We start from the raw sequence: 13,012 nt of genomic DNA, 5'->3' as shown, positions 1-13,012 counted from the left end.
ATGCCGGGTTCTGTTTGCCTGCTTGTTTGCGGCGCGCTAAGGAGGCCACAGTTGCGCAGTCAAGGATCTGAGCATCTGTTTTTTCGCCATTTCACCGAGCAGGGACGCCTCGACGGTCTCTGCATCCTGCTGGTTACCCATCTGCTTCCCGATCGCCCCCAGTTTATCCAGGCTCTCGATCAAATCGGGCGGATCGGCGCCATCCTGCCCAAACCCAAGTCAGTGCACGGACCGACCCTGACCTGGGCCCAGCAGCACTACCCGGTGCTGCCGCTCAACCGCCAGTGGACCAACACGCCGCAGGGGGTGATAGAGCACATAGCCCCCCTGGTGGCCCCCCATGAACGGTTGATCATTCTGGACATAGGCGGCTACTTTGCCAAGACCCAGGCGACCCTGAGCGAGTATTTCGGCCCCCGTTTCCTCGGGGTGGTGGAGATGACCGAAAACGGCCATCAGCGCTACGAGCAGGAGGTGCTGGCGACCCCTGTCATCTCGGTGGCGCGCAGCCCCCTCAAGCAGGCCGAGGATATCCAGATTGGCCTGAGCGTGGTCTACTCCGCCGAGTCCCTGGCCCGCACCCTCAACCGTACCTTCAACGTCTGTCAGGCCGCCCTGTTCGGCTATGGCAAGGTGGGGCGCAGCATCGCCCGCGAGCTCAGGTGCCGCAACCTGCACCTGGAGCTGGTGGAGACAGACGTGCTGCGCCAGGTGGAGGCGCTCTCCCACGGCTTCAAGCTGGTGGGCAAGGCCGAGGCGCTGAGTCGGGCCGAGCTGGTGATCTGCTCCACCGGCAACGGTGCGCTGGATCTGGCCGACCTGCAGCAATTGCGCCCCGGCGCCATGCTGGCCTCGGTCACCTCGGCCGACGACGAATTCGCATTTTGTCTCTCCCAGCTGCCCTGGCCGAGCGAGGAGGTGTGCCCCCATGTGCTGGCGCTGACCCGGCCCGATGGCAGCACCATCTTCCTGCTCAACCGGGGGGAGGCGGTCAATTTCGTTCACGGCGCCGTCATCGGCGAATACGTCTATCTGGTGCTGGCGGAGATCATCGAGGGGGTACGTCAGCTGGCGCAGCAACCCCTGGTCCCCGGCCTGTTCGATCTGCCGCAGTCCACCATGCGCACCATAGCCCGCCACTGGCTGACCGATTTCCACGGGGTCAGCCAGTGAGCCAGGCGCTGCTTTTTGCTATTGCAGCCGGCATGGCGGGCCATCATTATCCCCATTTCCCGCTGGCCGATTTTTATGGAGTCACCCAATGACAGAGTCGTTAACCCCCATCAGCAAGCCCCGCATCGAGATCCGCTACTGCACCCTCTGTCGCTGGATGCTGCGCGCCGCCTGGCTGGCGCAGGAGCTGCTCTCCACCTTCGACAGCGATCTCGGCGAGGTGGCGCTGGTGCCCGCCAGCAAGGGGGAGTTCCGCATCCTGGTGAATGGTGTGCTGGTGTGGGACAGGGTGGCCGACGAGGGCTTCCCCGAGGCGAAAGAGATCAAGCAGCGGGTGCGCGACGTCATCGCCCCCGAGCGGGATCTGGGTCACTCGGATCGCAAGTCGGCCGCCGAGTAGGCCACAGCACCAATGACAAAGAGAGGGAGGCATAGGCCTCCCTCTCTCGTTGTGGCGTCCGGTCAACGGTCGGCAGCTGTGCTCGGCTTATCTTCGGCGGGGAGGCCGATATAGCGGGCCCGCTTGTGGGGCTTGAGGCGACTTGTGTCCACCCACACCAGGCCGTCGATGCAGTGGTTGAAATCGGGGTCTATGCCGAAATCCATGAACTGTACGCCGCCGGGCTCGCACAGCTCGGAATACTGCTTGTAGAGGGTGGGGATGGCGCAGCCCAGATTGTCGAGCCGGGCCTTGAGCTCCCGCAGATCGGCGGCGTAATCCTGCCCTGCAAACAGCGGCGGTGTGGCGGGGTAGGGGCGGCGCGACGGAGCTAGGGCCAGCTCGGGGGCAAAGTGCTGGCGGTAGAAACTCACCAGCAGATCCTTGGCCGCCGGCGGCAGGCTGCCGGACAGCGACACAGGGCCGAACAGATAGCGGTAGTAGGGATAGCGGGCCAGGTAGGCACCTATGCCGAACCAGAGGTAATCCAGCCCCCGCTTGCCCCAGTAGGCGGGCTGGATGAAGCTGCGGCCCAGCTCGATGGCGAGCTCCAGCCGGGGCAGCAGCTTCTCCTCGAAACCGAACAGGGTATGGCTGTAGAGGCCGGCCAGTCCCTTGCTCGCCATCAGCTCGGCCACGGGGGCGAAGCGGTAGGCGCCTATGATCTCGAGCCGGGCCGGATCCCACAGGATCAGGTGGTGATAGTCATCGTCGAAGGCGTCGAGATCCCGCCGCTTGCCCGAGCCTTCCCCCACGGCGCGAAAGGCTATTTCCCTCAGCCGTCCCAGCTCGCGCAGGATCACCGAATGGCTCAGCTCATGGCGCCGGTAGAGGTAGATCCCCTGACCGTCCGGGGTGTGGCCGAGGGCCTCGCAGGCTTCGATGGCCTGCTTGAGCTGACGGCGCTCCTCCGGCAGGGCTATGGGGGCCTCGGTCGCGAGTTTGCCCCGCTTGCCCTTGCCGATCCGGTAGAGGTGACTGCGCACCAGTTGCGCCGCCGTCTTGGCGGGGAGTCCGGCCAGGCTGGCCGGCGGAATGCGCGCCCCTATGGTGACCGCAATGCGCCCGCCCTGCTGGCGAAACAGCTGTTTGACCAGCAAGAGACCCGCCCAGGCGTTGTTGAGCCAGGCGGCGAGATAGAAACCCAGACCGTTGCGCCCGCCCAGGTGAATGGGCACCAGCGGGGTGCGGGTACGCTGGGCCAGTTTGATGAAGCCCCCCTGCCAGGGGCCATCCTTCACCCCCCTGGGGCCGAGGCGCGACACTTCGCCGGCGGGGAAGATAACCAGCGCCCCTTCGTTCGCCAGGTGTTCCCCCATCGCCAGAATGGCCCGTCGGTCGGTCTTGCCCCCCAGGTTGTCCACCGGCAACAGCAAGGGGCGCAGCGGCGCCAGCTGGGCCAGCAGCTGGTTGGCCACTATCTTGACGTCCGGCCGGATGCGACCTAGCAGGCGCAGCAGTGCCAGCCCGTCCAGCGAGCCTATGGGGTGATTGGCGACGATAATGACCCGGCCCGAGGTCGGTATGTGCTCCAGCTGTATCTCGCTCACCCGGTAGTCAAAATCGAGCTGCTGCAGCGCCTGCTCAACGAAATCGAGTCCGCGCAGATGGGGGTAGCGGCCGGCAAAGTGCTGGAAAGCCTCTTCGTGCAGCAGCCAGCGCAGGCCCCGGCCGAGCAGGGGGCGCAGCGGCGTCTTGTCCGGGAGGTGGGGCAGGTATTGTCGTAGCAGGGTATCGACGCTGAACATGGGCAAAGCTCCGGTGAACCTTTGCCCCAGCATGTGCGGTTTCTGTTCCCGCCATGTGGCAGCGGTATGACGGTTTGATGGCAGGGGCAGGGAATGGCCGTGTTCTGTTCCCGCCCTTGTGCCGCGGGATGATTGCTTGCTAGCAAAGAGGGGAGCCCGCTAACCGGCTCTCCTCTTGGTGGTCATGGTCGCGCTGGCTACCCGATTAACCGCGCCAGGCGGAGGTCAGCCGCACCAGCTCCACCAGGGTGGCGACCGCTTTCTCCATGGATTGCAGCGGGATGAACTCGTGCTTGCCGTGGAAGTTGTGGCCACCGGTAAAAATGTTGGGGCAGGGCAGGCCCATGAAGGAGAGGCGGGCGCCATCTGTGCCACCGCGAATGGGTTTGATCTTGGGCACCACGTCGGCAGCCAGCATGGCGGCCCTGGCCAGCTCGATGATGTGCATGTGCGGCTCTATCTGGCTGCGCATGTTGCGATAGCTGTCGGTCAGGGTGAGCTCGATGCGTGCCTTGGGGGCATCCAGCTGCGAAGAGGCGACCCGCTCCTTGAGCTGGGCCTTGCGGGCGGCGAAGCTATCGTCATCGAAGTCGCGGATGATGTAATGCAGGGTACTCTCCTCCACAGTGCCGCTCATCTGGGCCAGGTGGAAGAAGCCCTCGTAGCCGTCGGTCGCCTCCGGGGTCTGCTCGGGGGGCATGGTGGCGTGGAAGCGGGCGGCCAGGGTCTGGCTGTTGATCATGCTGCCCTTGGCGGTGCCCGGGTGCACGTTGTTGCCGACAAACCGCACAGTGGCGCTGGCGGCGTTGAAGTTTTCATACTCCAGCTCGCCCAGTTCACCGCCATCGACCGTGTAGGCCCATTTGGCCGGGAAGCGGTCCAGCGGGAACAGATCGGCGCCGCGGCCTATCTCCTCGTCCGGGGTGAGGCAGACCCAGACGTCGCCACGGGGGATCTCGGGGTGGGCCTGCAGATGGGCGATGGCGCTGAGGATCTCGGCGATGCCCGCCTTGTCATCGGCGCCCAGCAGGGTAGTGCCATCCGTGGTGATGAGATCCTGGCCCAGGTAGTTTTTCAGGCAGCGATACTGGCGAATGGCCAGCACCTCGTCCCCCTTGCCTAGGCAGATGTCCCCTCCCTGATAGTTCTCGATGATCTGGGGCACCACCTGCTCGGCCTCGTAGTCGGCGGTGTCCATGTGGGCAATCAAGCCGATGGCCGGCGCATCCGGCTGGTTGCCCGGCAGGCAGGCGGTGAGGTAGCCGTGCTCGTCCAGGGTGACCTGGGTCAGCCCCATCTGCTGCATCTCACCTTGCAGGGCGCGGGCGAAGATCAGCTGCCCCTCACTGCTGGGACAGACGGGATTGGTCGCATCGGAGCGGGTATGAAAAGTCACGTAACGCAGAAAACGCTCAAGCAGGGTATCCATTGGCAAGCCTCAAACCTGTGGTGAAGGGCCATTGTGGCCAATCTTGCCGGGGCGCTTATTGCGTCAGCGCAGTTTTTGTCACATTTTTTGGCGAAGATGTGGCGTGAAGCGTGTAAGGTAGAGCAAGCGGTGGCTACTGATATTCCACGCAGAATAAAATAACGAGAAATCGGCATTTTTAAGCGTGTTGTAATTAAGCCCCATCCGGTGTGCGGCGTGGTGTCACAAGGGCTCTGCCCGAGGGGGCCAATCCCGCGCTATTTTCAGGGGCAAGAATGGCCTGCGGGCGAGCCTCGGCATCCCAGTGCCAGCCTCATCGGCAGCAAGATTTGATCGCCTTATTAAAAGCAGTTTTTGAACACTATTTTTTATTGTCACCGCTGGCGGTAAGTGTGTACACTCCGCGCCGATCCAAGGGTAACCCTGAAGCAGGCAGAGGCCGCCAGAAACCTGAAAGATCATACGCCTATAGGGCGAGGCACGCAGAAACGACAGACACTGCTGGGGTATGGTTTCTTTAATACCGGTTAGGCTCCGGTATCAGGGAGAACAACGGACACTCATTATCCATCTGACCGAGTGAGCCAATGGCTCATCATCTTCCCTTGTCATGGGCGGTCACTGGTGTTGAGTTGGGCTGTGGTCGTGGTCGTCCATCAACACGCTTGCGTGCTGGCGTCTTCGCTTTCTTCTTTGAAACCTCCCTTGTCGTCGTGATGCGGCCGAATGATGAACTGACGGCGTGGCTGATGTCGTCTGTCATCAAAGTACCGCGGCGCTGTTTGCGCAGCACCGCATACCGTTGAGCTTGATGTAAAGCCACCAGCCCCACATCAAGACTCGTTACTTCCCAAAATCCACCAGGCAGCCACAGGCTTGCCGCGATGTGCAAAGAGATGGTCTGGATGTGACAGAGAGTCACGGTCGAGGTCAAGCGGCCCTGCGCCGCGGGCTCAGACAGATGACTTTCCAGGCTCCAGCAGGCAGCTTTTGCTCGCCACGCTTTGCACTCGATGGTCTGGATGTGATTGAGGGTAACGAAGGCGGCCACTGGCCGCTCATTTGCGAGGCATAGCCCATGACTAACTGGTCCAGCAAGGACTCCTTGAAGGTCTACAACGTTCCCTACTGGGGTGCGGGTTTTTTCAACATCAATGACGCCGGTCATGTGACCGTCGCTCCCGACAAGTCACGCCCTGACGCACACATCGTCATCTCTGATGCCATCGAACAGCTGCGTCAGTCCGGGCTGACCACCCCAGTGTTGCTGCGCTTCCCCGACATCCTCAAGAGTCGGGTCGATGCGCTGTTCAACGCCTTTGGTCAGGCCATCGAGAAGTCAGGCTATGAAGGGGACTACCTGTGCGTTTACCCGATCAAGGTAAACCAGCAGCGTCGTGTCATCGAGACCATCAGCCAGTCCTACAGCGACAAGCCCCGGCTTGGCCTGGAAGCTGGTTCCAAACCGGAACTGCTGGCCGTGCTGTCCCATCACCATGAGCAAGGCTCGGTGATCGTCTGCAACGGTTACAAAGACCGCGAATATATCCGCCACGCCCTCCTGGGCAACCTGATGGGCCACAAGGTCTATATCGTGGTGGAAAAACCCTCCGAGCTGGAAATGGTGCTGGACGAGTCAGCTCGCCTCAACATCAAGCCCAACATAGGGGTGCGTGCCAAGCTTGCCTCCACCGGCTCCGGCATGTGGGAATCGAGCGGCGGCTCCATGTCCAAATTCGGCCTCTCCGCCTCCCAGATCCTGGCGCTGGTGGAGCGCCTGCGCAGCGTCGGCAAGCTGGATTGCCTGCAACTGCTGCACTTCCATCTGGGCTCCCAGATCGCCAACATCCGTGACATCCAGGGCGGTATCCGCGAGTGCGGCCGCTTCTATTCCGAGTTGCGTCGTTTGGGCGTGCCCATCGACGTGGTCGACGTGGGTGGTGGTCTGGGTGTGGACTATGAGGGCACCCGCTCCCAGAGTCACTGCTCCGCCAACTACAGCCTGTCCGAGTACGCCAACAACGTGGTGTGGGGCATAGGCGATGTGTGCCGCGAGTTCGACCTGCCGCACCCGACCATCATCAGCGAGTCCGGCCGTGCCCTGACCGCTCACCACGCCGTGCTGGTCACCAATCTGATTGGTGCCGAAGGGGTGGAGATGAGCGACATCAGCGCACCGGATGACGACGCCCCCACCATTTTGCAGAACATGTGGAAAGGCTGGCTGGACCTGCGCAGCGAAGATCCCTCCCTGCTGGAGATCTTCCACGACTCGGTGGCGGATCTGGGCGACGTGAACACCCAGTACACCATGGGTCTGCTCAACCTGGAGCAACGCGCCTGGGCCGAGATGCTGCACCAGAACACCTGTCTGGCGCTCAAAGAGCTGCTCAACCCGGTCAACCGCAACCACCGCGCGCTGGCTGACGAGCTCTCCGAGAAACTGGCCGACAAGTGCTTTGCCAACTTCTCCCTGTTCCAGTCCCTGCCGGATGCCTGGGGTATCGGCCAGGTGTTCCCGGTGATGCCGCTGACCGGTCTCGAGCGTCCGCTCAGCCGCCGTGGCATCCTGATGGACATCACCTGCGACTCGGACGGTCAGGTGGAGCACTACGTCGACGGTCTGGGTGTCGAGAGCACGCTGCCGATGCCGGAGTACGCCGAGAACGAAGTGTGCCACGTCGGCTTCTTCCTGGTCGGTGCCTATCAGGAGATCCTGGGGGATCTGCACAACCTGTTCGGTGACACCCACTGCGCGGAAGTGTGGCTCGATGACGAAGGCAAGATGGACATTCGCAACGTGGTGCGCGGCGACACCGTCGATCAGCTGCTGCGTTACGTCAACATAGACCCCTCCGTCATTCGCGAGAACTATCAGCGCATCGTCTCCCACCCGGCGCTGGACGACGCGACCCGCAAGGCCCTGCTCGACGAGCTGGAGCTGGGTCTGCAAGGCTACGCCTACCTGGAAGACGAATAAGCCTCTGGTTTGTTCGCCCCGTCGGTGGACACAAAAAGACGGGAATGAAAAACGGCGCCTTCGGGCGCCGTTTTTGTTGATGGCATCGGGCGCGCGGGAGGCGGGGCGGCCATTGTCATTTGAGTAGTGGATGTTTGCAGTAGGGGGCTCAAGGCCAGGATCCGGCAGATATCGGCCTCAGTCCGCTTCTTCTCTTGATCTGCATCAAGCCTGCTGCGGGCGGGTTATTTTACGGTCAGGAGTGATGTTGGTGGTATGTAACAAAAGGATGTGAATATGGAACTTGAAAGGGACCCGAGATGCTATACCGACGTCTGTATCGACGGTAAGTGGTATCACTATGACCACTGCAGCACGCAAGTTTACATGCTGATGGGGGGCGCGGCACCGAGACTGGAGCTGGCCTGTGAGCCCAGCAGCGAGGAGGAGCTGATCGCCATGCTCCAGCAACTGGCCCGCTTCTGAGCCTGTCTGATGGCCATCGGGCAATGCGCTGCGATGGCCACCTTCTGTTTTTTCCCGTCAGCCGTTCGTCTTGCGGCCAAACAGTTTCTTGCCCATCTCCATCAGGGCGCTCGCCGCGGCGTAGCTGCTGTCTGACTTGCCAACCTCATCGGCCACGTAGAGGAAGTTGGATCTGTACTTCTCCACCGCCTCTTCCCGGCTGTGCGCATCGATAAAATCCTCTTCCACCTCGAACCCCTGCGCCAGCAGCGCCTCTTTCTCAATCAGAAAGGTGGGGGAGGCCATGTCGACAAAGGTGTACTGCTGCCGGTTGGATGCCGGAACGGTAAAAAACTGGTATCTAGCCATCTGCGATTCCTCGCCTGAACGGGTGATAAATGATGTGACCTTCATCTTGTCGAACTGATCCCCGCGCCTCTTGCAGGCAAAAAAGGTAACGTTCGAATCTTGTTGTGGCTGGAGATTACCCTGCTTTCACCGCATCGCACAATGGGTGGCCGATACTTTTTTCGCCAGACAAAACAATGGGCTCTGCCTGGCAGGGCAAACAAAAAAACCAGCCTCATCACGAGGCTGGTGGCAGGGTTGTCGAACGAGCCATCAACCGGGGTCAGAGCACGAAGCTCTGCACCATGGTACGCATCTGCTCGGTGAGCCGGTGGATCTGGCGGGCGGCATCGCGGGCGGCGTTGGCCACCTGCAGCGCCTCGTCGCTGCCATCCGAGATGCGCACCACGTTGCGTTCTATTTCGTTGACCACGGCCCCCTGCTGCTCGATGGCACTGGCGATGACGGAGTTGGTATCGACCATGCGATCCACCTTCTCGGTGATGGCGCCAAAGGCCTGTTTCGCCTCCCGGGCCAGACCGACCCCCTCCTGCGCCTCATGGCTGGCCGACGACATGGCGCTGACCGAGGCGCGGGCGCCGGACTGCAGCTGCTCTATCATCTGCTGGATCTCGACGGTCGCCCCCTGGGTGCGGTTGGCAAGGGAGCGCACCTCGTCGGCCACCACCGCGAAGCCGCGTCCCTGCTCGCCGGCCCGCGCCGCCTCGATGGCGGCGTTGAGGGCCAGCAGGTTGGTCTGCTCGGCGATGCCGCGGATCACGCTGATGACGCCGCCTATCTGGCTGCACCTTTGCTCCAGCTGGCCGATGGCGTCGGCGGTGCGCAGCACCTCGCGGTTGATGTGGTCGATGGCCGCTATGGTGCGCTCGACCACGGCCTCGCCCTGGCCAACCACGGTTTGCGCCTCCTGGGTCATGCGGGCGGCCTGCAGGGCGTTGCCCGCCATGTCGTGGGAGGTGGCCGCCAGCTCCTTGATGGCGGTGGCGACCTGGTGGGTCTCCCCTTGCTGATCGGAAATCACCTCCTGGGAGCGGCAGGTGCGCGCCTCTATGTCGGTGGCACTCTCCACCACGGTAACGCCGTTTTCCCGCACCCGCAGCATCAGGGTGCGCAGCGTCTGCAGCGTCACGTTGTAATCCCGGCTGATGTCAGCCAGCTCATCCTGGCCGACGATCTCGATCTGCTGGCTGAGATCCTGGGCATTGACCCGGGCGGCTATCTCCCGCACCCGGCCCACTGTGCTGCGCAGGGAGAGGTAGGCGCCGATCATCAGATAGAGATAGAGCAGCAGTATGGCGGTCAGCGGCGCCGTCACCCACCAGAAGTTGCGCTGGTTGGCGGCCAGCCGCTGGTGCAGATCCGCCTCCAGCCGCTGGCGCACCTGGCCAGCCAGTGCCGTGATGGCGGTGTCCATGCCATCCCCCAGCGCCAGCACCTCTTTGGTCGAGAGCTGTACCAGCTGATCCTTCATCATCTTGTTTTCCAGGGTATCGACTCCCTGGCGCAGCTGCTGCAACAGGGCATCGGTCTGCTGGCCCAGCTCGGTGCGGTAGGCGGGAGCTATCTGGTAGAGCAGGGTCAAGTCGGCCTCCAGCTCCTGCAGGGTGGCGCTGATGAGATCGAGGCGAAAGCGCAGGCCGCTGTAGCCCTCGGCCTGAAACAGGCCGAAGTCGGCTATGGTGGCGGCCCTGTCCCGCACCTGGGCCAGCAGATCGCGCAATTGGGGCAGCCGCTCGCTGGCCAGGATCACCATGTAGTAGGTGCCAAGCGCCGGATCCTGGATCAGGCTGCTGGCGGCCGTGGTGCTCTTGTAGAGGTGGCGCACCTCGGTCAGCAGCTTGTCGTGGCGCAGGTTGCTCTGCTCCACCTCCAGGGTGAGCGCCTCGCTTTGCAGGCTTGACCAGCCTTGCGCCAGGGCGTCGAAGGCGGGGTTGCTCTGTTTGGTGTCGACGAAGGCGGCCAGGCTGGCCTCCACGGCCCGGGCCGCCGCCTTGACCTCCTCCTCGGTGGCCGGGGCCTGCTCATAGGCGTGCCGGGTGACCAGATTGCGATGGGTCAGCAGCGCCTGCTCGATGGCGGGGACAGGGGCCAGCTTGACCACGCCCGCCAGCTCCCTGCGGGCCAGGTTGTTGTCATCCTGCAATCGCCCCAGCAGGTTGGTCATGCTGTAGGCCAGCGGCAACAGCATCAGGCAGGACCAGAGCAGGAACTTGTATTTGAAGGAGAGCTGATTGCCCAGCCGGATGGCCGGGGTGAAAATCCATTTCATGTGAAGCCTCGATACCCGAAGTGGCGGGTGTGTACCGCGATGGCTGGATATTACCCTTAGCCGGCGAGGTCCGGTGAGACTGGGGTGCAAGTTGTGATCCCCTTGGCTTTTTCGGGGCAGGGCGGGGCTGTATGAGTCAGACAAACGGGCCACCCAGAGGGTGGCCCGTTATCGGTTGAACATTGGGCCGCGCGGCCCGGTTGGCGGCGGGTCAGTTGAACGCCAGGAAGGGCGAGACGCACAGCAGCAGGCCGGTGATTATGATGACGTAAAGGGAGGCGCCCTTGTACTTGTGCAGCGCTGGCACCTGATAGACCAGATAGGCCGGGATGAGGCACCCTACCATGCCGAAGATGGGGCTGCAGATGGAGGTGAAGCTCAGCACGGGGGCGTTGAGCACGATGGCGCCCCAGGAGAGCAGCACGGTGAACAGCATGATGCCGCGACCCACCAGCCCCTTGTTGATGCGATCTTCCGGCATCATCCGGCGCAGCAGGTTCATCGCCAGCCCCTGGCAGGCTTCACGAAAGCCCAGGTAGACGCCGAAGTAGGCGGTCATCACGGCGAAGATGTTGAGGGTCAGGCTCAAGAGCTTGAGGGTCTGGCCCGGCATGCCTTGCGCCACCATGGCCAGCGCCGAGATGTTCTCTTCGGAGGCCTTGACCGCCTGCTCGTGGCCCATGGCCAGGGTGAAGGAGACGGCGTAGAAGAAGACCACCACGAACAGGATGCCGAAGGCGATGTTCATGGCGCGCATCGCCTTGAAGCGGGCCACTTCCAGCGACTTCTCCCGCGAGCGGTAGGAGATCACCATGGGGCTCAGGCTCTGGATGAAGAGGATGGAGGTGAGGGTGAAGGGCAGCATTATGATGGCGTCCTTCATCCAGTCGCCGGCCGCCGGCATGGCGGTGATGTTGGCCGCGTCCCACTTGTCGACCATCATGAGGCCGAGCACGGCCACCACACTTATCTTGGTCAGCACCATGAAGGTGGAGATCTTGAACAGCAGGTTCTCGCCGCGCGACGCCAGTGCCACTAGGCCGCAGATCAGCACCAGGCCGTAGAAGGGGTTCTCGGAGAGCAGCTGTTGGGTTACCCCGAAGCTCTGCAGGAAGGAGGCGCTGTCATTGGTGATGGCGGTGGAGTAGACGAACACCCAGATCACCAGCATCACGAAGTAGAGGGCGCCGAGCAGCATGCCCCAGTTCTTGCCGAGGTAGCCGGTGATGACGCTGGGGTAATCCTTGCATTCGGGCGAGGTGGCCAGGGTATTGATGAAGAGGCGCTGGAACATGTACATGGCCGGGTAGCCGATCACCGCCGACAGCAGGAAGACCCACAAGCCCATCAACCCCACCTGCACCGGCAAAAAGACGATCCCCGCGCCTATGGCCATGCCGATGCTCATGATGATCCAGCCCCAGTCGGTGCTGTCAAAACGAACTGCTTCTTTCCATTCCAGCGTGCCCATGGCGGGCCGGGTGAGTGTCGTGCTGTGAGCGTCCATGGTTGACCTTGTTGTTATGTGAGTGATTGTTGGCGCAAATATAGTTGAATAAAAAACCCTAAACAATGGCGGGTTTCTCTCATCGGCTCAAATCGGAATGGCGCTCACAGTTTGTGTTAATGCGGCGTTATCGCGCTAATCTGGTTTTAAATTTATAAAATAGTTGAATGAACGGCTTTAAAAGCAAATAATGTTGCATGAAACAAATTGCACAAGTGCAACATTATTTGAATGAAAGTGGAGGTCATATGAAAACCATCATCACATCAGCCGCAGCACCCGATGCCATCGGTCCCTACAGCCATGGCACCGCCTATGGCGACCTCATCTTTACCTCAGGCCAGTTGCCGGTGTGCAAGCAGCAGGGCGGCGTGGTGGAGGGGGGGATCGCAGCCCAGACCCGCCAATCGCTGGAAAACCTGAGATCCGTGCTGGAAGCGGCCGGTGGCAGCCTGGATACGGTGCTCAAGACCACCTGTTATCTGGCGGAGATCGGCGATTTTGCCCAGTTCAATGCCGTCTACAAAGACTATTTCCAGCAAGATTGCCCGGCCCGCAGCTGCTTTGCAGTGAAGGATCTGCCGATGGGCGTCAAGGTTGAAATCGAAGCGATCGCCCACATCGCCCGTTAATGCTGATAAAAAGGTCCCCGCA

Annotated in this window: 11 protein-coding genes; 5 read left to right on the top strand and 6 right to left on the bottom strand. The window is 62.0% G+C overall.

Annotation, left to right across the window (positions count from 1 at the left end):
* The first annotated feature begins 51 nt into the window (after nucleotides 1–51).
* Together AACQ95_RS07890 and AACQ95_RS07885 are read left to right on the top strand one after the other, a co-directional pair.
* Entirely contained in the window at nucleotides 52–1,173 is a 1,122-nt protein-coding gene (locus AACQ95_RS07890) for an adenosylhomocysteinase (RefSeq protein WP_241278255.1), read from the top strand.
* An 88-nt stretch (nucleotides 1,174–1,261) separates the two neighbouring features.
* Nucleotides 1,262–1,573, top strand: coding sequence for a SelT/SelW/SelH family protein (locus AACQ95_RS07885; protein ID WP_241278254.1), 312 nt, complete (start codon nucleotides 1,262–1,264; stop codon nucleotides 1,571–1,573).
* Between the two features lie 62 nt (nucleotides 1,574–1,635).
* Here the strand turns inward: AACQ95_RS07885 and AACQ95_RS07880 are convergent, their stop codons facing one another.
* From AACQ95_RS07880 to AACQ95_RS07870, 3 genes are all read right to left on the bottom strand, one after another.
* Nucleotides 1,636–3,360 (bottom strand): lysophospholipid acyltransferase family protein, encoded by a 1,725-nt coding sequence (locus AACQ95_RS07880; protein ID WP_241278253.1) that lies wholly within the window; start codon nucleotides 3,358–3,360, stop codon nucleotides 1,636–1,638.
* 205 nt (nucleotides 3,361–3,565) lie between these two features.
* Entirely contained in the window at nucleotides 3,566–4,789 is a 1,224-nt protein-coding gene (pepT, locus tag AACQ95_RS07875) for a peptidase T (protein WP_241278252.1), read from the bottom strand.
* A gap of 595 nt (nucleotides 4,790–5,384) precedes the next feature.
* Nucleotides 5,385–5,840 (bottom strand): hypothetical protein, encoded by a 456-nt coding sequence (locus AACQ95_RS07870; protein ID WP_157774654.1) that lies wholly within the window; start codon nucleotides 5,838–5,840, stop codon nucleotides 5,385–5,387.
* Nucleotides 5,841–5,867: 27 nt separating this feature from the next.
* On the opposite strand from AACQ95_RS07870, the gene speA reads away from it, so the two are divergent.
* Nucleotides 5,868–7,769 (top strand): biosynthetic arginine decarboxylase, encoded by a 1,902-nt coding sequence (gene speA, locus AACQ95_RS07865; protein WP_043135196.1) that lies wholly within the window; start codon nucleotides 5,868–5,870, stop codon nucleotides 7,767–7,769.
* 276 nt (nucleotides 7,770–8,045) lie between these two features.
* The gene (locus tag AACQ95_RS07860) at nucleotides 8,046–8,234 is read left to right on the top strand and encodes a hypothetical protein (RefSeq protein WP_043557171.1); all 189 of its coding nucleotides are present in this window, start codon (nucleotides 8,046–8,048) and stop codon (nucleotides 8,232–8,234) included.
* 57 nt (nucleotides 8,235–8,291) lie between these two features.
* On the opposite strand, the gene AACQ95_RS07855 is transcribed toward AACQ95_RS07860, so the two are convergent.
* The 3 genes from AACQ95_RS07855 to AACQ95_RS07845 form a co-directional block, all read right to left on the bottom strand.
* Nucleotides 8,292–8,582 carry a hypothetical protein gene (locus AACQ95_RS07855; protein ID WP_043135197.1) on the bottom strand — a complete coding sequence of 97 codons (291 nt, stop codon included), beginning with the start codon at nucleotides 8,580–8,582 and terminating at the stop codon, nucleotides 8,292–8,294.
* 262 nt (nucleotides 8,583–8,844) lie between these two features.
* On the bottom strand, nucleotides 8,845–10,851 hold the full coding sequence (locus AACQ95_RS07850; protein ID WP_241278251.1) for a methyl-accepting chemotaxis protein: 2,007 nt from the start codon (nucleotides 10,849–10,851) through the stop codon (nucleotides 8,845–8,847).
* A gap of 211 nt (nucleotides 10,852–11,062) precedes the next feature.
* Nucleotides 11,063–12,358: an amino acid permease gene (locus tag AACQ95_RS07845; RefSeq protein ID WP_043557169.1), complete on the bottom strand. Its 1,296-nt coding sequence runs from the start codon at nucleotides 12,356–12,358 to the stop codon at nucleotides 11,063–11,065.
* Nucleotides 12,359–12,606: 248 nt separating this feature from the next.
* Between AACQ95_RS07845 and AACQ95_RS07840 the strand changes: the two genes are divergently transcribed.
* Nucleotides 12,607–12,990, top strand: a complete 384-nt coding sequence (locus AACQ95_RS07840) for a RidA family protein (protein WP_043135200.1) — start codon at nucleotides 12,607–12,609, stop codon at nucleotides 12,988–12,990.
* Nucleotides 12,991–13,012: the final 22 nt, after the last annotated feature.

Origin of the sequence: Aeromonas sp. MR19 (assembly GCF_963899305.1) — a bacterium.
GTDB lineage: Bacteria > Pseudomonadota > Gammaproteobacteria > Enterobacterales > Aeromonadaceae > Aeromonas > Aeromonas bestiarum.
Note: the sequence above shows the minus strand (reverse complement) of the source record. Positions and strands in the feature narration are given on the sequence as shown.